A 20,375-nucleotide genomic window follows, 5' to 3' on the forward strand; every position below is an offset into this window, starting at 1 on the left:
ACACCCCAAATGCCCGGCAAAACAACAGCCGGGCCACAGAACCGCCGTCTGCAAAAACCAAAATCCCAAAAACTCGGCTTTATGCAACGGTCCCCGCTGTGGGGGAGATGGGCGGCAGGGCAGAGGGGGGTTGGCGTGGCCACAATCCCCGGAATTTCGCCGATCAAATGCCGGCAAGTAATATCTGGCGTGCAAACCTGCGGGTGCCGACTGTGACAGGCCATAGAGGGGCCGAGCACAATCTCCTCTACCCCAGCAGCCCCGAAAACCGCACCGAATAGATCCGTTCCCGGCCCAACAGATGAGCAATCAGTGCGCCGCGGTCGAACAGCCCAGCAAAGGCCTTGTGACGAAGATCGAGCCCGCCGGTCGTCACGCCGAAGGAGGGCATCACGAGCCGCGCGCCGTCTGATGCAAAACAGGGTCGCCGCACGGATTTCTCCCGCCGCCGCACGGTGGCGCAGGGATGCAGATGGCCGGCGACCTCCCCAGGGGAGAACGCAGCCGTTGGTTCGTGGCGGAAGGTCAGACCGCCAAAAGACAGTATATCCGCCGAGACGCCCGGCAGCCGGACGGTCCCGTCAGGATCATGATTGCCGTTGATCCAGATCCATTCCCGCCCGCGGGCCATGGAGGAGATCATTTCGCGGAACATCTCGGGCAGCAGAGCCGAGCCCACCCGGTCGTGAAAATTGTCGCCGAGGCTGATGACGACGGCCGGATCATAGCGCCCAATCACCACCTCCAGCAGCCGTAGCGTCGCCAGCGTGTCATAGGGCGGTAGCAGCTGCCCGCGCCGGGCAAAGGCCGCGCCCTTTTCCAGGTGTAGGTCAGAGACTACGAGCGCCCGAGTCTCCGGCAGATAAAGCGCGCCGAAGGGATCGCAGACCGCCGCAACGCCATGAAGCTCGATATCCACCGGCGCCGGCGCCATATCCTCGGCGGCCAGTCGCCGCGCTGTCAAACCTGTCATTCCCATGTCCTGCACCGCATGGCGGCGATCCGTAGTGCTTCGATGCAACGGTCCCCAGACCCTCTCTGCCCTGCCGGGCATCTCCCCCACAAGTGGGGAGAAGATCAGCGGCAACCGCTCGCTTCCATTTTATTGTCGAGGGTGCGGCCGGGTTAAGCCCCTCCCCCTTTTGGGGAGGGGTTTGGGGCGGGGTCTTAATTGCCCCAAACCCTGACACCCGTTTCACCCCATCGCTTCCGCGATCAGATCCTCCGCCGCCTCCGCCAGCACGTCTTCCTGCGCCTCGCCCCCCACCGGCTCCTTGCCGATTTCCAGCATCACCGGCACAGCCAGCGGCGAGATATGGTCGAGCGCCAAATGGCGGATGTGGTTCTTGATTCGCTTGAGCATATCGCCAAGCCGGCCAATATCCAAAAGGCCGTTCGCCGCATCCATGCGCGTCGCCTGAAGCAGGATGTGGTCGGGCTCGTGGGCGCGCAGCACGTCATAGATCAGGTCGGCGGACACAGTCACTTGCCGGCCGGATTTTTCCTTGCCCGGATGGCGCTTTTCGATCAGCCCGGCAATGACGGCGCAGGTGCGGAAGGTCCGCTTCAGCATCCAGCTTTCGTTGAGCCAGGCTTCCAGGTCGTCGCCCAGCATGTCCTCGTCGAACAGGTCACCAAGATCCAGTCGCCCGGAGCGGATCATCGTGCCCATGTCGCCAAGCGACCAGATCGCCAGCGCATAATCCGTCGCCACGAAGCCCAGCGGCTTGGCGCCCATGCGCTCCAGCCGGCGGGTCAGCAGCATGCCGAGCGTCTGGTGGGCCAGCCGCCCCTCGAAGGCATAGGCCACCATGTAGAAGCGCTTCGAGCGGGGAAACGTCTCGATCAATAGCTCGCCGCGCTTCGGCAGCACGGATTTTTCCCTCTGGATGGCGAGCCAGTCGCGCACCTGGTCCGGCAGGCTCCCCCAGCGCTCGGGATCGTCTAGCATGGCCCTGACCTGCTCGGCCAGATAGGTCGAGAGCGGAAACTTGCCGCCGGCATAGGCCGGGATCTTCGGATCCATGGAAAAGGCGTTGGAAACGAGGCATTCGTTTTCCCGGATGCCCTCGAACCGCAACACCTTGCCGCCGAACAGAAACGTGTCGCCCTGGGAGAGCTGTTCGAGAAAATATTCCTCGACCTTGCCCAGCGTCATGCCGCCGCGACCGATCGAACCGAGATGGTTGCGCTTCACCAGCCGCACATTGAGCATCGGTTCCTCGACGATGGTGCCGAGGTTCAGCCGATATTGCTGCGCCACCGCCGGGTTAGATACCCGCCACAACCCCTCCTTGGTCCGCCTGATCCGGGCATAGCGCTCATAGGTCTTCAGCGCATAGCCGCCGGTCGCGACGAAATCGATAATGCGATCGAAGGTCTCGCGGGCAAGATCGGCATAGGATGAGGCGGATGTCACCTCGGCATAGAGCTCATCGGCGTCGAAAGGCGCGGCACAGGCCATGCCCAGGACATGCTGCGCCAGCACATCAAGCGGACCGGGTCCTACAGGCGGCGTATCCTGCGCGCCGAGATAGTTGGCGTCCAGCGCCGCCTGGCATTCCATCACTTCGAACCGGTTGGCCGGCACCAGGATCGCCCGGCTCGGCTCGTCCATCCGGTGGTTGGCGCGGCCGATGCGCTGCGCCAGCCGGCTTGCCCCCTTGGGCGCGCCGACATGCACGACGAGATCGACATCGCCCCAGTCGATGCCGAGATCGAGCGTCGAGGTGGCGACGACCGCCCGCAGGCGGTTCTCGGCCATGGCCGCTTCCACCTTGCGCCGCTGGCCGACATCCAGCGAGCCGTGATGCAGCGCGATCGGCAGATTGTCCTCATTGGCGTTCCACAGCTCCTGGAACAGCATTTCGGCCTGGGAGCGCGTGTTGACGAACACCAGAGCCGTGCCAAAATCCTTCAGCCGCTCGTAGAGATCGGGAATGGCATAGCGGGCCGAATGCCCCGACCAGGGAATGCGCTCGTCCGTGCCAAGAATGGTGATATGGGGCTTGGCCCCGCCATCCACCGTGATCAGCCCGGCCTGCCGGTCCTCGCCATGTGCCTGGGCCACCAGCCAGCGCTGGAGGTCGGGCGGATCGGCGACGGTGGCGGAAAGTCCGATGGTCTGCAGGTCAGGCGCATGCCGCCGCAGCCGCGCCAGCCCCAGCGCCAGCAGATGCCCACGCTTGGAGGTGACCAGCGAATGCAGCTCGTCCAGCACCACATAGCGCAGGTCCCCGAAGAAACGCTCCGCCTCGCCATTGGCAATCAGCAGCGCCAGCTGTTCGGGCGTGGTCAAGAGGATATCGGGCGGGTTCAGCTTCTGCCGCTGCCGCTTGGCCTGCGGCGTATCGCCGGTGCGGTTCTCCACCGTGATCGGCAGGCCCATTTCGGTGACCGGCTTCATCAGGTTGCGCTCGATATCCACCGCCAACGCCTTCAGCGGCGAGATGTAGAGCGTGTGAATACCGGTAAAGGCGGTGCCCGGCTTCTTGCGCCCACGCTGCGTCAGGTCGGTCAGCGACGGCAGGAAACCCGCCAGCGTCTTGCCCGCCCCGGTCGGCGCGATCAACAGCAGGCTCTCGCCGCCATGCGCCCGGGAGAGCAGTTCCAACTGATGCGCACGCGGCTGCCAGCCCTTCTCCGCAAACCAGCGGATGAAGGGGGCGGGAAGTTGCAGGCCGGCCTCTCCGGTCTCAGGGGAATCGATCACGCTCACGAGGGATGAAGGTAGTGACATCAGCCCGAAAGAGAAGGGGCAATCATCGGCGGCCGACATTCGCCGGCAGCCGTGATGGTACGAAACAGCTCAGACCTCAGCGCTTCCCGGCATGCACCTTAGCATGTTTGCGCAAGCGAGTGCGGGCATTGGCATAGGGGGAGGCGGTGTTGAACTGGATCATCCGCCCTATTGTCCATTTGCCATACCACGCCTGGCCATAGAGTTCAGCGTCATTGCGCGCCTCGATCAGCGATACGGTGCGCGCCTTTGCGGCTTGCAGGCGGTCGAGCAGGTCAGGGTAAAGAACGCCCTTATAGTCTCGGTAGAATCGCTGCGCGAGCTTGCCGAGCTCATTCCACTGGAACCCAGTGTCGGGAAAATCGATCGGTTGTCCCTTGGCATCTCGGTCGAGCCATTTGAGTACCAGTTCGTTCCAGCCGATCAGATAGGCTGTGAGGTCGCAGACACTCATCCGCGTGCCTTTGGCGTGGCCCTCCATATCAGCGGTCGCGGCTTCGTCCTCAGGCACGGCACGGAGTTCGGCAAGCAGCTTGTCGAAGTTGCTGTTGATCGCCGCGAGCAACGCAGCCTTGTTTTGCGGCACCGCCATGTCTTGCCTCCCGCTCGAAGGTCTGCCGTCCTACCGCGCGATATAGCGGTCCCGGCGGTGGTTGAATGCGAGCGTAATGTTCAGCACCACGGCGCCGGCCACGGAACAGGCGATGATGAAGGGGTTGGCGACGAAGAAGGAGCACAGCAGCACCACACCGTCAAAGGCAAGCTGCACCAGACCTGCGCGCCAGCCGAACTGATCCTGCAGGAAGAGCGCGAGGATGCCGAAACCGCCAAGGCTTGCCTGGTGGCGAAACAGCGCCAGCATGCCTGTTCCCACCAGCAGGCCGCCGAACAACCCGGCGACCACGGGGTGGATGGCGCCGAGGTCCAGATAGTCGGGCAGGGCCTCCGCAAGCAACGAAGTCAACGTGACGGCACCGAATGTCTTGAGCGTGAAGACCAGCCCGAACCGCTTGAGCGCCAGATAATAGAACGGCAGGTTGATGGCAAAGAAGACAGCGCCGAAGGGGAGGTCGGTGGCATAGTGCAAGAGAAAGGCAATCCCTGCGGTGCCGCCGGTCAGGAGGCCGGCATTTGAGAGGATCACCACGCCGAGCGACGCCAGCATTGCCCCTGCAATCAGCCCCTGCGCATCCTCCAGCATCGAATGCCGCTCCGAACTCGAGGTCCAAAGGGTGGCAAGCATGCTGCGTGCGCTCATGATGAGGTGATCTCCTGGGGCCATTGCGCGGATGTCTTGGACGCCGCTTCGCATCGCAGCATTACGCCTGGGACAGGCGATCGGCAAGTGCCGCTAGCCGATGTGAGGGCGCGCCTGGAAGGGCAGTAGTCAGTGGCCGCAAGCGCCGCAGCTCGTTCGTTTCTCCTCGCCCCGATTGGCGGGGTGAGGGGGCTTCCTGCTCAAGGCCGGAATGGAGGGAGACGGTTGTTTGCGATAAGGCCGGCGTCATGCTGGCCTTATCGTTGTGCTCAAATCCTCACGCCGCCTTCTGCGCTTCCCCATAGGGGTCGAACCGGCCGTAGAAGGTTTCGCCCTTCTCTGCCATCTCCTTGAGCAGCGGCGTCGGCTTGAAATGCGCGCCGTATTGCCCGGCGAGCTTTTCACACAGCGCCACGAAGGTCTTTACGCCCATGCCGTCGATATAGGAGAGCGCGCCGCCGGTATAGGGCGCAAAGCCGAAGCCGAGGATGGAGCCGACATCGGCCTCGCGCGGATCGGTGACGATGCCTTCCTCGACCGTGCGGGCCGCTTCCAGCGCGATGGTGGTAAGGAAGCGCTGCTGCAGCGTCTTGAGGTTCACCTCGTCTGCCGACTTCTGCGGATAGAGGTCCTTGAGGCCCGGCCACAGCGACTTCTTCGCCGGCTTCGGCGGATAGTCGTAGAAGCCCTTGGAATTCTTGCGCCCGCGGCGGTCCAACTCGTCCACCATCTTGTTGACCAGCGCCATGTGCTTCGGCTCGACCGAGGCTTCGCCCAGATCGGCAATCGAGGCCTTGAGGATCTTCTGGGAGAGGTCGATCGCCACTTCGTCATTGAGCGAGAGCGGGCCGACCGGCATGCCGGCAAACTTGGCCGCGTTTTCGATCATCACGGGCGGCACCCCCTCGATCAGCATGTCATAGGCTTCGTGGATATAGCGGAAGACGCAGCGGTTCACGAAGAAGCCGCGGGTATCGTTGACGACGATCGGGGTCTTTTTGATCGCCGCAACATAATCCAGCGCGACGGCCAGCGCCTTGTCGCCGGTCTCCTTGCCGAGGATCACTTCGGTCAGCATCATCTTCTCGACCGGCGAGAAGAAATGCACGCCGATGAACTGGGCCGGACGCTTGGAGTTCTCGGCGAGGCCCGTAATCGGAAGGGTCGAGGTGTTGGAGGCGAAAATCGCGCCTTCCGGCAGCACCGCCTCGACCGCCTCGATGACGGCCTTCTTGACGGCGCGGTCCTCGAACACGGCCTCGATGACGAGATCGGCATCGGCAAGCGAGGCATAATCCGGCGAGGGGGTGATGAGCGACAGCAGCTTCTCGCCTTCGTCCTTGCTCATCTTGCCCTTGCCGACGGCGCCGGAAACCAGGCCTTCGGATACGGTCTTGCCCTTGGTCGCGGCTTCGATGTCGCGGTCGATCAGAACGACGGGAATGCCGGCGGCGGCTGTGACATAGGCGATCGAAGCGCCCATGAAGCCGGCGCCGATGACGCCCACCTTCTTGATGGACGACTTCGGTTGACCGGCCGGACGACGCGCGCCCTTGCCGAGCTCCTGCATCGAGACGAACAGCGACCGGATCATCGAGAAGGCTTCCGTGGTCTGAAGCACCTCGGTGAAATAGCGCTGCTCGATCCTCAGCCCCGTGTCGAAGGGCACCTGCAGGCCTTCATAGACGCATTTGAGGATGGCGAGCGCTGCCGGATAGTTGCCGGAGGTCTCACGGCGCAGGATGGCGGAAGCCGCAGGCCAGAGCTGGGCTGCGGCCGGGGTCCAGATGCCGCCGCCGGGCACCTTGAAGCCCTTTTCGTCCCAGGGGGCAACGGGCTTCAACCCGTCCTTGATCATCTGCTTGGCAGCCGGGATCAACTGGTCGGGCTCGACCACCTGGTGCACCAGGTTCATGGCCTTGGCGCGGGCGGCGGTCAGGCTCGACCCCGTCGTCATCATCTGCAGGGCGTCCTGCGTATTGGCCAGCCGCGGCACGCGCTGCGTTCCGCCGGCGCCGGGGAAGATGCCGACCTTGACCTCGGGCAGGGCGATCTTCACCGATTTCGCATTGGAGGCCACGCGGCCGTGGCAGGCCAGCGACAGCTCAAACGCGCCGCCCATGCAGGTGCCGTTGATCGCCGAAACCCAGGGCTTGCCATTGGTCTCGATCTTGCGCCACAGCCAGTTCATCCGGCCGGCGGCATCGAACAGCTTCTTCACCGCATTGGCTGGGTCCTTGACCTTTTCTTCCACGATCATCGAGAACATGCCCTTGATCATGGTCAGATCAGCACCGCCCGAGAAGGTGGACTTGCCGGAGGTGAAGACCACGCCCTTGACGTCTGCGTCGGCCACGGTCGCATCAACGATCGCCTCGATCTCGTCCATCACCTCGACGGTGAAGACGTTCATCGACTTGTCCTTCATGTCCCAGGTAACCAGCGCAATGCCATCGGCATCGGTTTCGACGGTGAAATTCTTGTAGGTGCTCATGATGGGATTTCCTCTTCCCTTGAATTCGTGTTGTGCGGAACCGCCCCCTCACTCGGCCTCCGCTTCGCTCGGCCACCCTCTCCCCAAGGGGAGAGGAGCAGTCGTTAGCGCCGCGGCTTGGTCTCTTCTCCCCAGCGGGGAGAAGGTGCCGGCAGGCCCGGTGCAACAGGTTGCGCCTGAGATGAGGGGGGCTGCTCCCCTCAAACCCGCTCGATAACCGTCGCAGTGCCCATGCCGGCGCCGATGCAGAGCGTGACCAGCGCGGTGTTCAGATCGCGGCGTTCCAGCTCGTCCAGCACGGTTCCGAGGATCATCGCGCCGGTTGCGCCCAGCGGATGGCCCATGGCAATCGCGCCGCCGGCGACGTTCATCTTGGCGTGATCCACCTCGAAATGCTGCATGAAGCGCAGCACGACGGCGGCAAACGCCTCGTTCAGTTCGAACAGGTCGAAATCGGAGATCTTCATGCCGGTGCGGGCCAGAAGCTTCTCGGTAACATCGACCGGCCCCGTCAGCATCAGCGCCGGATCGGAGCCGATATTGGTGAAGGCGCGGATGCGGGCGCGGGGCTTCAAGCCCATGGCCTCGCCGCCGGCCTTGGAGCCGACCAGCACGGCGGCCGCACCGTCGACGATGCCGGAGGAATTGCCGGCATGGTGCACATAGGTGATCTTCTCGACATCGGGATGGGCCTGGATGGCCACCGCATCGAAGCCGCCCATTTCGCCCGGCATCTGGAAGGAGGGGTTCAGCCCGGCCAGCGACTGCATGTCGGTGCCGGGACGCATATGCTCATCGCGATCCAGGATCACGAGGCCATTGCCATCCTTCACCGGGATCACGGACTTGGCGAAATGTCCCTTATCCCAGGACGCCGCCGCCCGCTTCTGGCTCTCCACCGCATAGGCGTCGACATCATCGCGGGAGAAACCATATTTCGTGGCAATCAGGTCGGCCGAGACGCCCTGCGGCATGAAATAGCCGGGGAAGTTGACCGAGGGGTCCATGTACCAAGCGCCGCCGGACATGCCCATGCCGACGCGCGACATGCTTTCCACGCCGCCAGCGATCACGATGTCGTCGGACCCGGCGATCACCTTGCCGGCGGCCAGGTTGATGGCGTCGAGGCCGGACGCACAGAAGCGCGAGATCTGCATGCCCGGCGCCTTGAAGTCATAGCCGGCCTCAAAGGCAGCCGCCTTGGGGATCACAGCGCCGGCTTCCATGACGGGATCGACGCAGCCGAAGATGATGTCGTCGACCTTCGACGTGTCGAGCCCGTTGCGGTCGCGCAGCGCCTCCAGCGTGCGGGCGGCAAGTCTCGGCGTCGGCACCTCGTGCAGCGATCCATCCTTCTTGCCGCGACCCCGAGGGGTGCGCACGTGGTCGTAGATAAAGGCTTCGGTCATTGTTTCTCTCCCTCGTTGGCAATCGAATTGCCTTGGAATTCACCTTTGGCCGAAGCATTGGTCCGGCCGTTGTCTGAAAATCCCCTCACCTGCAATTTCTAACACTTAGGCTTCGCCAAATGTTGAAATTGCTGCCTCTCCCACAAGGGGAGAGGCAGGGTGCCGCGCCCGCCTCACTTTCCTCTCCCCCTTTGGGAGAGGTTACAAAATCAGCAGCTTAGCTGGAAGCTAAGTGCTAGATTTTGTTGGTGAGGGGATCGGCCATTCCACCAATCAAAACGCCTCCGCGGCCATGTCCATCAGGCTGTCCGCGCCGGCTTCGATGCGGGTCTTGCGCAGCGCGGTCTCGGGCATGATCTTTTCCATGTAGAAGCGGCCGGTTTTGAGCTTGTTTTCGTAATAGGCGGCGTCGCCGGTGCCGGAGGCCAGGCTCTCATTGGCGGCCTTCGCCATCTTCGCCCACATATAGCCCAGCACAACAAGGCCGAAGAGATGCATGTAGTCGGTGGAGCCGGCGCCGGCATTGTCGGGTTTCGCCATGGCGTTCTGCATGAACCACATGGTGGAGGCCTGCAGGTCGTTCAAGCCCTTCTTGAGGCTCTTGGTGTAGAAGGACAGCTTCTCGTCCGAGCGGTTTTCCTCGCAGAAATCGCCGACTTCCTTGAACAGTGCCATCACGGCGCGGCCGCCATTCAGGCCGAGCTTGCGGCCGACCAGGTCGAGCGCCTGGATGCCGTTGGCGCCTTCATAGATCATGGCGATGCGGGCATCGCGCACATACTGGCTCATGCCCCATTCTTCGATGTAGCCGTGTCCGCCATAGACCTGCTGCGCCATGACGGCATGGTCGAAGCCCTTGTCGGTCAGCACACCCTTGAGGATCGGGGTCATCAGGCCCAGGATGTCGTCGGCGGTCTGCTTTTCGGCGGCATCACCCGAGCGATGGGCGATGTCGGATTTCAGCGCCGTCCACAGCGTGAAGGCGCGGCCGGCCTCGTTGAAGGCCTTGATGGTCAGGAGCACGCGGCGGATGTCGGGATGCACGATGATCGGGTCGGCCTTCTTGTCCGGCGCCTTGACACCTGAGAGCGAGCGGCCCTGGATGCGTTCGCGGGCATAGTTTGCGGCGTTCTGGTAGGCGATTTCGGAAATCGACAGGCCCTGGAGGCCAACGCCCAAGCGCGCCTCGTTCATCATCACGAACATGGCCGCCAGGCCCTTGTTCTCGGCGCCGATCAGATAGCCGGTCGCCTCGTCATAGTTCATCACGCAGGTCGAATTGCCGTGAATGCCCATCTTGTGCTCGATGGCGCCGCAGGTCACGGTGTTGCGCGCGCCGACCGACCCGTCGTCACCCACCATGAACTTCGGCACGATGAACAGCGAGATACCCTTGGTGCCCTCCGGCGCGCCTTCGATACGGGCGAGCACCAGGTGGATGATGTTATCCGACATGTCGTGTTCGCCGGCCGAGATGAAGATCTTCTGGCCCGAAATCTTGTAGCCGCCATTGCCGTCAGGAACTGCCTTGGTGCGCAGCAGGCCAAGATCGGTGCCGCAATGCGGCTCGGTCAGGTTCATCGTGCCGGTCCAGACACCCTCGACCATCTTCGGCAGATATTTCCGCTTCTGCTCATCGGAGCCATGGACCAGGATCGCGGCGATCGCGCCCTGGGTCAGGCCCGGATACATCATCAGCGCCATGTTGGCGGAGGACATATATTCGCCGACGGCGGTGTGCAACGTATAGGGCAGGCCCTGGCCGCCGAATTCGGCGGGGATGGACAGGCCAAGCCAGCCGCCCTGGCAATAGGCGTCATAAGCCTGCTTGAAGCCCTTCGGCACGCTGACAGTCGCATCGTCGTGGCGGGTGCAGCCTTCCTGGTCGCCGGAAAGGTTGAGCGGGAAAAGCTCCTCCTCTGCAAGCTTGGCCGCTTCGCCGACAATGGCCTCGATCATGTCTGGAGTGGCGTCTTCAAAACCCGGCAGGTTGTTGTAGCGGTCCAGGCCAAGCACCTGGTTCAGGATGAAAAGCGTATCGTTTACCGGGGCCTTGTAGACGGGCATGGGCGATCTTCCTCCAAAGACGATGTGCGGGCCAAGCCCGACTTGTTCATGCTTATACAAAATATTGACGTGCGCGTAAACGTCAATATTCGCGACGCTCGAATATTTTCAGCCACCGACACCCTCCTCAAGGTGTCGGCGGAACGCCTGGGAACAAGGATGAACCGGGCCGCTTGCGCGGACCATGACGCGAATCGTTAAAAAATTCCTGTCGGAATTAACCACTTGTTTACCACGTTTCGTGAATTGTGGCCGGTGAATCGCATTGCCCTCATGCTGCTTTGCCGCCCCTTCGGATGCGGTCCGGCAGTCAGGCAGGATCAAGGTCCAAAGCCTATCCTGCCGGCACACCGGGCACTGCGCCTTCACGATGCGTAACCAGCGGCCCCAGTGGCGATGTCGAAGCGAGCAAGACCATGAACGGATCCCGATCCTCTTCTTCCCGTGCGGGCGGCGCCTCATCGCTGGATGCGCTGAGCCGTACCATCGAGGGATTGGAAGCGCGCATCGAGGGCCTGATGAGCGGCACGACAGCGCGCGAGCGTCGCGACGACAGGCCGCAGCGCCAGGAGCGTCCACCGATCTCCAGCGATCCGCTGACCCAGATCCGCGAGCGCCAGCGGGCGCTTGATGCGGCAAAATCTGCGCCCGAACTGCGCCCGCCGCTCAGCCGCGCCGAACCGCAAGGCCGCAACGACGCCTATGGCCGCCATGAATCGCACACGCGCCAGGAACAGCAGAGCCGTTACGAGCCCCGCAACCCCCGTGGACCGCTCGATGGTCGCCAGCAGGAGCGCCAGCCGGAAGCCCGGTATGACGAGCGCCGCGTACCGTCCCGTCTCGATGCGCCGCGCCATGACGATCGCGCGATAGCCTCGCGTTACGATGACCGTCCGGCCCCCTCCCGTTATGACGAGAGGCCAGCCCCGGCCCGTCAGGAGGAGCGCCCGCGCCGGCCGATCAGCCGCGAGCCGATGCCACCCCTTTCGACGCGTGCCCCGGCTCCGGCGGCCCGCCAGCCCGTCGCGCCACCACAGCGCGCGCCGCAGGGCCCGACGTCAGGCGAAATCGCCACCAAGGAAATCACCCAGGCGCTGATCAGCCTTCGCCAGGACCTCAAGAAGGATATCTCCGAGGGCTTCAGTCGCGAGATCGCCACGTTGCGCGACGAGATGCGCGCCATCAAGTCGATCGCCGAGCGGCGTCAGGGTCTCGATGAGTTCCGCGACGACCTGGCACGGCTCGCAGACAGCATTAAGCAGCTGGGGGATCGCCCCCAGGACGGCACCGACGGCCTGCGCGCGGAATTCGAAGACCTGCGCTCGTTGATGGATGGTCTGGCGCGCGAAGAGTCGGTCCAGACCATCGGCAACCATTGGAACAACCTCGGTTCCACCCTTGATAGCCGCTTCCAGGCCATCGAGCCAGTCGATGTCCGCGACGACATCGCCGCGCTGGCCGATCGCCTTGAGGGCATCAAGCAGCAGATCAGCGGCATCAGCGACAGCCGCTCGGTGCGCGTGCTGGAAGAAAAGTTGATCGCGGTTGCCAATGCGCTGGAGCAGATCGGCGCGCAGTTCGATCCGCAGGAGCGGGCGCTGACCGACCAGTTCCAGGGCATTGACCGTCGCCTGGACGAGATCAGCCGGGCGATCGCCGCCGGCATGCGCTCGGCCCCCAGCCCGCTGGATGCCCAGGTGGTCGGCCGCCTGGAAGACCGGCTCGCCAGCATCGGTCATCAGATCGATGCCCTGAGCGAACAGGCCTTGACCCGTGATGACAGCTGGAGCGACCCGATCAACGATCTCGGGCAGCGCATCGAGGCCTTGACGATCCGCATTGAAGACCTGACCCAGGAACATGCCGCCAGCCGCCTGGAAGAGCGCATCGAGCAATTGTCGCTGCTGGTAGAAGAGGCGCAGCGCCCCGTCGAGCAGCCCGAACTTGCCGGCTATCTCGCCGATATCTCCGCCCGCATCGAGGCGCTGGATCACGGTGCGGTCAATGCGCGCCTGGCAGAGCGCCTGGACTATCTGGCGCATCGCATCGACGAGCTGGAGATTCCGGCGCCCGCGCCGCCGGCACCGGCCTTTGACGACCGGCTGCTGCGCAGCCTCGAAGAGCGCCTGGATCTGATCGCTGACCGGCTGAACGACACCGCGCGTGCTCCGGCCGAGGATTCCTCCACCCTTCGTGGACTGGAAGAGCAGATCGCCCAGCTGTCGCGGCAGTTGAACAGCGTTCCCCGCGGACCGGCGCCTCAGGATGATGCGGTGTCCGGCCGTATCGCAGCGCTCGAAGACTACATGGCGACCAGCGACGAATACATCATCGAGGCCGCCCGCCAGGCTGCCGAAGCCGTGATGGAGACCTATTCGCAGCAGGTTCGCTCGCAGCCGGCCGCCGTCCAGGCGCAGAACACCGGCGACATGGAAACGCTGGCGGCGCTGGCAAATAACCTCAAGCATCTCGAAGACCTGAGCCGCGGCTCGGAGGAGCGCACCAGCCGCACTTTTGAAGCGCTGCAGGAAACCCTGCTGCAGATCGCCGACCGGCTCGACAATATCGACCGTCCGGCCCCGGCCTTCCCGCCGGTCACCAAGCCGGTCGAGCCGGCACCCCTGTTCCAGCAGGCCGCCCATCCCGCAAGCCGGGAATCCCTGGCGCAGATGGCCCAGGCGAAGATTGACGAGCAAGATATCGTCGGCCCGCTGAACGTGCAGTGGGAGCCGGCGCGGGTGCCCGTGTCGCCGCCCAATCGCCAGGCCATCCAGGCGGAGCTCGAAAGCTCTGTCGCCGCGATGCTGGACGCGACGGCTCCAGAACCCGTCATGGAAGCCAAGGCCGAGAAGCCGAGCCTGCTGGCCGGTCTCGGCCGCCGGTTGATGCCGGGACAGAAGAAGCAGCCGGAGCAGGCCAGCGAAGGCCGTGTTCATATCGATCCCACGCCGTCCATGGATCCGGGCGATATCCTGCCGCCGGATGAAGCCAATGAATTGCTGGAGCCCGGCTCCGGTGCGCCCGACGTGCGCAAGATCCTGGAGCGGGTTCGCGCCAACCAGTCGGAAAACCGCACCCGCGGCGATGGTTCCCTGGGCACTGATGCAGACCGCACGGACTACATCGCCGCCGCCCGCCGCGCTGCCCAGGCCGCCGCCGAGGAGATGGAGCGCACGCCCAATCCCTCCGTCATGGGTGACAACAAGATCACCCCCGCCACTGGCAAGGCACCGTCCTTCTTGTCGCGCTATCGCCGCCCGATCATGATGGCCATCGGCGCCATCCTGCTGGCCGCCATGGCGATGCCGCTGGTCAAGACGCTCACAAGCGGCGATAGCGCCCCGCAGGCGGTCATTGAGGCACCGGCCTTGCAGCAAAGCGGTGCGCTCACCGCTCCGGTCGAGCCTGTCGCTCCTATCGAAGCCCAGGCGCCGGCTCCGGCTGCGCTGCCGGAAGAGCCTGCGATGACGGAGCAGCCGGCCGCACCGGATCTCGCCCCGCCACCGGCGGCCGGCGCGATGGATGCAGGCCCGGCGGATGCTCCCGCCGATCAGCCCGAGGTCCTCCAGAACGTGCCGCCGGCCGAACCGACCGCCGAGGCTCCGGCACCAGCCGAGGCAGCTCCCGAAGCCGCCCAGGCCGAGATCTCGGTGCCCGCCGAAATCACTCCGGCTTCCCTGTCGATTGCCGCCAAGGACGGCGATCCGCTCGCCCTGTTCGAAATCGCGGCCCGCTATACCGAAGGTCGCGGCGTGCCGACGAACCTGACGACGGCGGCTGAGTGGTATCAACTCTCCGCCGATCGCGGCTTCGCCCCGGCGCTCTATCGCCTCGCCAACCTCTATGAGAAGGGCTCGGGCGTCGAGCGCGACCTCGACAAGGCCAAGACCTATTATGAAATGGCCGCTGCCAAGGGCAATGCCAGCGCCATGCACAACCTCGCCGTCCTCCTGGCATCCGGCGCCAGCGGCAGCCAGGACTACACCAATGCCGCCCAGTGGTTCGAGCGCGCCGCCGAGCTTGGCGTCACCGACAGCCAGTTCAACCTCGCAATCCTCTATGCCCGCGGCAATGGCGTGCCGCAGAACCTCGAGGCCTCTTACAAGTGGTTCGCCATCGCCGCCAAGGATGGCGACAAGGATGCCGCCCAGAAGCGTGACGAGGTGGCCAATTCCATGCGCCCCGAGCAGCTGGAAAAGGCCCGCGCCGGCGTCGACAGCTGGAAGGCCACGCCGCTCGACGTGGACGCCAATGCCGTGAACCCGCCGGACGAATGGGCCGGCACCGGCGTCAAGACTGCCTCCGTCGACATGAAGAAGGCCGTGCAAAACATCCAGGCGATCCTCAACCGCAACGGCTACGATGCCGGCACGGCAGATGGCGTCATGGGCAAGAAAACGGTCACTGCGATCAAGGCATTCCAGACCTCCGTCGGCCAGGAGCCGACCGGCCGTGTTACCGACGAATTGGTGAAGGCGCTGCTGGAGCGAAACAAATAACCTTCTGCCTTCATAAAACCCGAAAAAAGGTGGCGTAGTCAGGTCTTCGGAATTGACAGGCCAGCCTGACGGGCGCAAGACAGAATTCGGCTCAAATCAAGCTTCTCCAAGGGCTTGGCCGTTTTTCGACATGGTCGGATCGGGCGGCTTCCCCTGTATTTCATCCTGCAGCCCGCTGGCTCGGGCGGCCGCAGCAAAGGTCCGTGCCGTGACAATCTACCTGCCGATCGCAGAATTGTCGGTGAACATCTTCATCATCCTCGGCCTTGGCGCGGCGGTCGGCTTTCTCTCGGGCATGTTCGGCGTCGGCGGCGGCTTTCTCATCACGCCGCTCCTGATCTTCTACAACATTCCGCCTGTCGTCGCGGTCGCCACCGGCGCCAGTCAGGTCGTGGCCGCCTCCGTGTCAGGGGCGATCACCCATTTCCGGCGCGGCTCGCTCGACCTGAAGCTCGGCTTCGTGCTGCTGGCGGGAGGCCTTTCCGGCTCTATTGTCGGCATGTGGCTGTTCCTGATGCTGAGGCGCCTCGGCCAGATCGACCTGTTCATCTCGCTGGTCTATGTCATCCTCTTGTCGACGGTCGGCTCGCTGATGCTGTGGGAAAGCGTCAATGCGTTGCGCCGCTACAGCAAGGGAAAGGGCGCTGAACCACCGAACCGGCCGGGCCAGCACACCTGGATCCAGCGCCTGCCTTGGAAGACCCGCTTCAAGAAATCCAAGGTCTATCTCAGCGTCGTGCCGATCATCGGCATCGGCTTTTCGATCGGCCTCCTGACGCCGCTCGGCATCGGCGGCGGCTTCATCCTGGTGCCGGCGATGATCTATCTGCTGCGAATCCCCACCAACGTGGTCATCGGCACCTCGCTGTTCCAGATCATCTTCGTCAGCGCCTTCACCACCATCGCCCAGGCCTCGACCAATTATTCGGTCGATATCGTCTTGGCCCTGTTCCTGATGGTGGCGAGCGTCATCGGCGCGCAATATGGCGTGCGGGTCGGCCAGAAGCTACGCGGCGAGCAGTTGCGCGCGCTTCTCGCCATGCTCATCCTGGCAGTCGGCCTGCGCCTGGCGATCGATCTGGTGATCTCGCCGCAGGATGTCTATTCCGTCTATGTCGGAGGGCTGAACTGATGCTCCGGTCTTTGCTGCGCTGTCTTGTCGTCGCGGGTGCGCTCTCCGCCGGGCCGACCGCCGCGCAGATGCCGCTGATGCCCCAGGGCGACGTGACCAAGGAAAGCATCGATATCGGCACCTCGACGACGGAAATTGCCATCACGCCGGATTTCCGCGGCGCCGATCTCACCGTCTTCGGCACCTTGAACAATGTCGACAGCCTGCTGCTCGCCATCGGCCAGTATGACGTGGTGGTGACGCTGACCGGTCCTCGCAACGATGCCACCGTGCGCCGCAAGGAGCGGGTGTTCGGCATCTGGGTCAACCGTCATTCCATGACCTTCGAGCGCGTGCCGGAATCCTACTCGCTGGCCAGCACCCGCCCGCTCGATACCATAACCAAGCCCCAGACCCTTTCGGAGCTCGGCATCGGCGCGGAATACCTACCGCTGACGCCCACCGGCTTCTTCAGTGCTGGCAGCAGCCTCGGCGAATTCCGCGAGGCCTATCGCCGCCGCAAGCTGGCGAGCGGCCTCTACCAGAGCGATACCAACGGCGTGCGCTTCGTCAGTTCCAGCCTGTTCCGCGCAACGCTGCGCCTTCCCGTCAACATTCCCGACGGCGTGCATATCGTGAATGCCTATCTGTTCAAGACAGGGGAATTCGTTGCCGAGCGCGAACTGGCGCTCCGCGTGGTAAAAACGGGCCTTGAAGATTCCATCACCAAGGCCGCCCACGAAAACGCCTTCAGCTACGGCGTCCTCGCCGTCCTGATGGCGGTCATCACCGGCTGGGGCGCCAGCCTGATCTTCCGCAAGGATTGAGCGACGCCTTTACGCTGACAGTACCATCGCCCAGAAAGGCCGGTTGTCGGAGGCTGGCGATATCGCCACCGCGACGCCGAGCCCGTTATAGCCGCCCAGCATGTTTTCCAGATGCTTGCGGGAATCGATCCAGGCCTGCACCGCCCGCTGCACCGTGTCCTGCCCCGTGGCGATGTTTTCGGCTGCGGGAAGCTGAACGCGCGAGCGCTTCATGCGCGCGCCAAAATCATCGTTGAAGCCGATCAGATGCGACATCTTGCCGGCGCTTGCCATGCGCCGCGCCTGTTCGATCGCCGCCACCGTGGCGGCCGGGTCCTGGCGCAGGCTGCCGAGCCCCTTTTCGCGGCGCAAGCCATTGACGATCGGCAGTGCCGCCGCCGTCTCGTCGCGGGCATCCTTCATGTCACGGGTGTCGAGCGCCTCGCGCACCGTGCAGCCGGAAAGTGTCAGGACGATCGGGGCCGAGAGCGCAAAGCCCATCAGCATCAGGGTGTGGCGGCGCGAGGCGGAAACCGACGGCATCCTCTCAGCCCCTCATGTTCATGAGCCTGAGGATGATGAAGACCGGAATGACCACGGTCGCGCCGATCAGCAGGTAGTCGCCGACCCGGCCCAGCGCGTCAAAACCGCGATACCACAGTTCCAGGAAGAAGTTGCGGATGCCCTCGATGATGTCTAGCGGATCGATGCCGAACACGGTCATGATGAAGCCGACGACCAGCGACACCACCAAGAGCTTGACGACCGTGCGGCCCGGTGTATCGCCCAAAAATCTGTTGACCCGATCCGACATGCGCGATCTCCCTTTTGCCACTGAGATAGGGGGCGCCGACCTGAACCGCAACCATGGCCGTGCTTCCCTAACCGCCCTTCGAAATCAGGACTTGAGTTTTTTTGTGGCTTGGGTCAAGCACCGGGGCCACCAAGAGCCGGATATCCCATGCCTCCAACCCAGTTTTCCTCCGGCGATGCCATCGCCGATCGCCGCGCCGACTATGCCCGCATGCTGAGCGAGGGCGGCGATCCCGCGGCCGCGGCCGAACTGATGGAACAGGCCCTGGATCTCGCGCCGGATTGGGCCGCCGGGCATCTCAGGCTGGCGGATTATCGCGAAAAGGCTGGCGATCTGCAGGGCGCGGCGGAAGCCTTGCGCCGGGTACTGGACCTGGACCCCGAAGACATTTTCGGTGCCTCCCTCAAGCTGGCCGTAATCGGCGCACGCGACGCTCCGCAATTGCCGCCCAGCCGCTATGTCGAGGCCCTGTTCGACGATTATGCCGATCGCTTCGAGACCGCGCTGTTGCAGAAGCTGGATTACAGCGTCCCCCGCGATCTGGCCGCGCTGCTTGCCGGCACCGTCGGCGAGCGCAAATTCGCGGTGGCCGTCGATCTCGGCTGCGGCACCGGCCTGATGGGCGTGGAAATCGCCGATCGGGTAGAGCGGCTGGAAGGTTTCGACCTCTCCGCCAACATGCTGGCCAAGGCCGCGGAAAAAGGCATCTACCATCAACTGGCCCAAGCCGACCTGTCGCAGCCGGCCACGGAGTCCGGCCTGTTCGGCGAGGGCCTGGGTGAAGGTCGCGCCGATCTCATCGTCGCTGCCGATGTCATGATGTATCTCGGCAATCTCGAGGCGGTGTTTGATCTTGTCGCTGCCCTGGCCACGAAGGATGCCATCCTCGCCTTTTCCGTCGAGGATGGGGCGGGCGAGGCGGGCTATGCGCTAGCAGAATCGCTGCGCTACAGGCATGACGAGACCTATGTCCGCGCGCTCATCGCCCGTCACGGCTTCGACACCCTTGAAACCCGCCGCCAGACCATTCGCATGGATGGCGGAAAACCGGTCGCCGGCATTCTCTTTATTGCCCGTCGCATGCCCTGACACGCAACAGAATTGCGAACTTCGCGATAGGTCAGCATTGCTTACGTATCCACCTTGCCGACTGCTATTTTGAGGCGCATTCTTCTCCTCATGAAGGCTCATTCTGGAGAGATCATCATGGCGCAGGCAGGCAGCATGTTCGGCATCTGGAATCCCAATCCCACCCGGCACACGGCGGCGGAAGACATTCAAGGCCTGATCGCCGGCAGCATGGTCGCCGCGCTCGGGCTCTATATCCTGGCCCAGGTCGGGCTTCTCACCGGCGGCATGGCGGGCCTGGCCTTCGTGCTGCATTATGCGACGGGCCTCAGCTTCGGCCTGCTGTTCTTCCTGCTCAACCTGCCGTTCTACATCCTGTCCTTCAAGCGCGTCGGGCTGGATTTCACGCTGAAAACCTTCGCCGCCGTCGGCGCCACCTCCTTCCTCGTCGAGATCGAAAACCGCTTCCTGGTCATCCAGATGATCCAGCCCTTCTGGGCCGCGATCCTCGGCGGCCTGTTGCTCGGATTCGGCCTCCTGGCGCTCTATCGCCACCGTGCCAGCCTCGGCGGCCTCGGCATCCTCGCTATCTATATCCAGGACCGCTTCGGCATCCGCGCCGGCCTTGTGCAACTCGCCTTCGACCTCGCCGTCATGGCCTGCGCCTTCCTCGTCGTCAGCCCCATGGTCGTCATCTGGTCCATCCTCGGCGCCGTCGTCCTCAACCTCTTCCTCGCCATCAACCACCGCTCCGACCGGTATATTGCGCTGAGGTGAGTGCTGCTGGGTCCAAATGATGTGGCCGCAGCGTCTCAGTTCCCCTCGCCCCGCTTTGCGGGGAGAGGGTGGCCAAGCGAAGCGGAGGCCGGGTGAGGGGCGTTACCTCCCCATTGTGGGGGGCGAAAAATCTGGCATTTGGCGCAAGCTAAGTACCAGATTTTCAGGTGAGGGCTAATCCGCAAGCGTCATTGCCTGCTCATACCCCCCTCTGGGCTGCCGCCCATCTCCCCCACAAGGGGACCGTTGCATAAAGCCGAGTTTTTGGGATTTTGGTTTTTGCAGACGGCGGTTCTGTGGCCCGGCTGTTGTTTTGCCGGGCATTTGGGGTGT

General features: G+C 63.8%; 14 protein-coding genes. 5 read left to right on the forward strand and 9 right to left on the reverse strand.

Annotation, left to right across the window (positions count from 1 at the left end; genetic code table 11):
* Nucleotides 1-247: 247 nt before the first annotated feature.
* The 7 genes from pdeM to B9A97_RS28335 form a co-directional block, all read right to left on the reverse strand.
* Nucleotides 248-934 (reverse strand): ligase-associated DNA damage response endonuclease PdeM, encoded by a 687-nt coding sequence (gene pdeM / locus B9A97_RS28305; protein WP_244564394.1) that lies wholly within the window; start codon nt 932-934, stop codon nt 248-250.
* 261 nt (nt 935-1,195) lie between these two features.
* Nucleotides 1,196-3,709, reverse strand: coding sequence for a ligase-associated DNA damage response DEXH box helicase (locus tag B9A97_RS28310; RefSeq protein ID WP_084369193.1), 2,514 nt, complete (start codon nt 3,707-3,709; stop codon nt 1,196-1,198).
* Between the two features lie 106 nt (nt 3,710-3,815).
* Nucleotides 3,816-4,331 carry a ClbS/DfsB family four-helix bundle protein gene (locus tag B9A97_RS28315; protein ID WP_084369183.1) on the reverse strand — a complete coding sequence of 172 codons (516 nt, stop codon included), beginning with the start codon at nt 4,329-4,331 and terminating at the stop codon, nt 3,816-3,818.
* Between the two features lie 30 nt (nt 4,332-4,361).
* Entirely contained in the window at nt 4,362-4,997 is a 636-nt protein-coding gene (locus tag B9A97_RS28320; protein WP_084369184.1) for a YitT family protein, read from the reverse strand.
* A 277-nt stretch (nt 4,998-5,274) separates the two neighbouring features.
* Nucleotides 5,275-7,491 carry a 3-hydroxyacyl-CoA dehydrogenase NAD-binding domain-containing protein gene (locus B9A97_RS28325; protein WP_084369185.1) on the reverse strand — a complete coding sequence of 739 codons (2,217 nt, stop codon included), beginning with the start codon at nt 7,489-7,491 and terminating at the stop codon, nt 5,275-5,277.
* A 200-nt stretch (nt 7,492-7,691) separates the two neighbouring features.
* The gene (locus B9A97_RS28330; RefSeq protein ID WP_084369186.1) at nt 7,692-8,900 is read right to left on the reverse strand and encodes an acetyl-CoA C-acetyltransferase; all 1,209 of its coding nucleotides are present in this window, start codon (nt 8,898-8,900) and stop codon (nt 7,692-7,694) included.
* Between the two features lie 273 nt (nt 8,901-9,173).
* Complete coding sequence (locus tag B9A97_RS28335) at nt 9,174-10,967, reverse strand: acyl-CoA dehydrogenase C-terminal domain-containing protein (protein ID WP_084369187.1); 1,794 nt, start codon at nt 10,965-10,967, stop codon at nt 9,174-9,176.
* Nucleotides 10,968-11,383: 416 nt separating this feature from the next.
* On the opposite strand from B9A97_RS28335, the gene B9A97_RS28340 reads away from it, so the two are divergent.
* From B9A97_RS28340 to B9A97_RS28350, 3 genes are all read left to right on the forward strand, one after another.
* Nucleotides 11,384-15,466 (forward strand): peptidoglycan-binding protein, encoded by a 4,083-nt coding sequence (locus tag B9A97_RS28340; protein WP_244564393.1) that lies wholly within the window; start codon nt 11,384-11,386, stop codon nt 15,464-15,466.
* A 208-nt stretch (nt 15,467-15,674) separates the two neighbouring features.
* Nucleotides 15,675-16,598 carry a sulfite exporter TauE/SafE family protein gene (locus tag B9A97_RS28345; protein WP_084369194.1) on the forward strand — a complete coding sequence of 308 codons (924 nt, stop codon included), beginning with the start codon at nt 15,675-15,677 and terminating at the stop codon, nt 16,596-16,598.
* A complete protein-coding gene (locus B9A97_RS28350) occupies nt 16,598-17,404 on the forward strand; it encodes a TIGR02186 family protein (RefSeq protein WP_084369188.1) in 807 nt (268 codons plus the stop codon). The genes B9A97_RS28345 and B9A97_RS28350 overlap by 1 nt, the downstream gene beginning before the upstream one ends.
* Before the next feature lie 9 nt (nt 17,405-17,413).
* On the opposite strand, the gene B9A97_RS28355 is transcribed toward B9A97_RS28350, so the two are convergent.
* The gene (locus B9A97_RS28355) at nt 17,414-17,926 is read right to left on the reverse strand and encodes a CAP domain-containing protein (protein WP_084369189.1); all 513 of its coding nucleotides are present in this window, start codon (nt 17,924-17,926) and stop codon (nt 17,414-17,416) included.
* A 4-nt stretch (nt 17,927-17,930) separates the two neighbouring features.
* Entirely contained in the window at nt 17,931-18,197 is a 267-nt protein-coding gene (locus tag B9A97_RS28360) for a DUF6460 domain-containing protein (RefSeq protein WP_084369190.1), read from the reverse strand.
* 147 nt (nt 18,198-18,344) lie between these two features.
* On the opposite strand from B9A97_RS28360, the gene B9A97_RS28365 reads away from it, so the two are divergent.
* Together B9A97_RS28365 and B9A97_RS28370 are read left to right on the forward strand one after the other, a co-directional pair.
* Nucleotides 18,345-19,286: a class I SAM-dependent DNA methyltransferase gene (locus B9A97_RS28365; RefSeq protein ID WP_084369191.1), complete on the forward strand. Its 942-nt coding sequence runs from the start codon at nt 18,345-18,347 to the stop codon at nt 19,284-19,286.
* Nucleotides 19,287-19,403: 117 nt separating this feature from the next.
* Nucleotides 19,404-20,042 carry a YitT family protein gene (locus B9A97_RS28370; protein ID WP_084369192.1) on the forward strand — a complete coding sequence of 213 codons (639 nt, stop codon included), beginning with the start codon at nt 19,404-19,406 and terminating at the stop codon, nt 20,040-20,042.
* Nucleotides 20,043-20,375: the final 333 nt, after the last annotated feature.

It is taken from the genome of Rhizobium sp. RU36D (assembly GCF_900176345.1).
Taxonomy (GTDB): domain Bacteria; phylum Pseudomonadota; class Alphaproteobacteria; order Rhizobiales; family Rhizobiaceae; genus Allorhizobium.

Coding starts and splice junctions, on each gene's coding strand:
- pdeM (WP_244564394.1), bottom strand. CDS start 934: ATGGCGCCGGCGCCGGTGGATATCGAGCTTCATGGCGTTGCGGCGGTC.
- B9A97_RS28315 (WP_084369183.1), bottom strand. CDS start 4,331: ATGGCGGTGCCGCAAAACAAGGCTGCGTTGCTCGCGGCGATCAACAGC.
- B9A97_RS28320 (WP_084369184.1), bottom strand. CDS start 4,997: ATGAGCGCACGCAGCATGCTTGCCACCCTTTGGACCTCGAGTTCGGAG.
- B9A97_RS28325 (WP_084369185.1), bottom strand. CDS start 7,491: ATGAGCACCTACAAGAATTTCACCGTCGAAACCGATGCCGATGGCATT.
- B9A97_RS28330 (WP_084369186.1), bottom strand. CDS start 8,900: ATGACCGAAGCCTTTATCTACGACCACGTGCGCACCCCTCGGGGTCGC.
- B9A97_RS28335 (WP_084369187.1), bottom strand. CDS start 10,967: ATGCCCGTCTACAAGGCCCCGGTAAACGATACGCTTTTCATCCTGAAC.
- B9A97_RS28340 (WP_244564393.1), top strand. CDS start 11,384: ATGAACGGATCCCGATCCTCTTCTTCCCGTGCGGGCGGCGCCTCATCG.
- B9A97_RS28350 (WP_084369188.1), top strand. CDS start 16,598: ATGCTCCGGTCTTTGCTGCGCTGTCTTGTCGTCGCGGGTGCGCTCTCC.
- B9A97_RS28355 (WP_084369189.1), bottom strand. CDS start 17,926: ATGCCGTCGGTTTCCGCCTCGCGCCGCCACACCCTGATGCTGATGGGC.
- B9A97_RS28360 (WP_084369190.1), bottom strand. CDS start 18,197: ATGTCGGATCGGGTCAACAGATTTTTGGGCGATACACCGGGCCGCACG.
- B9A97_RS28365 (WP_084369191.1), top strand. CDS start 18,345: ATGCCTCCAACCCAGTTTTCCTCCGGCGATGCCATCGCCGATCGCCGC.
- B9A97_RS28370 (WP_084369192.1), top strand. CDS start 19,404: ATGGCGCAGGCAGGCAGCATGTTCGGCATCTGGAATCCCAATCCCACC.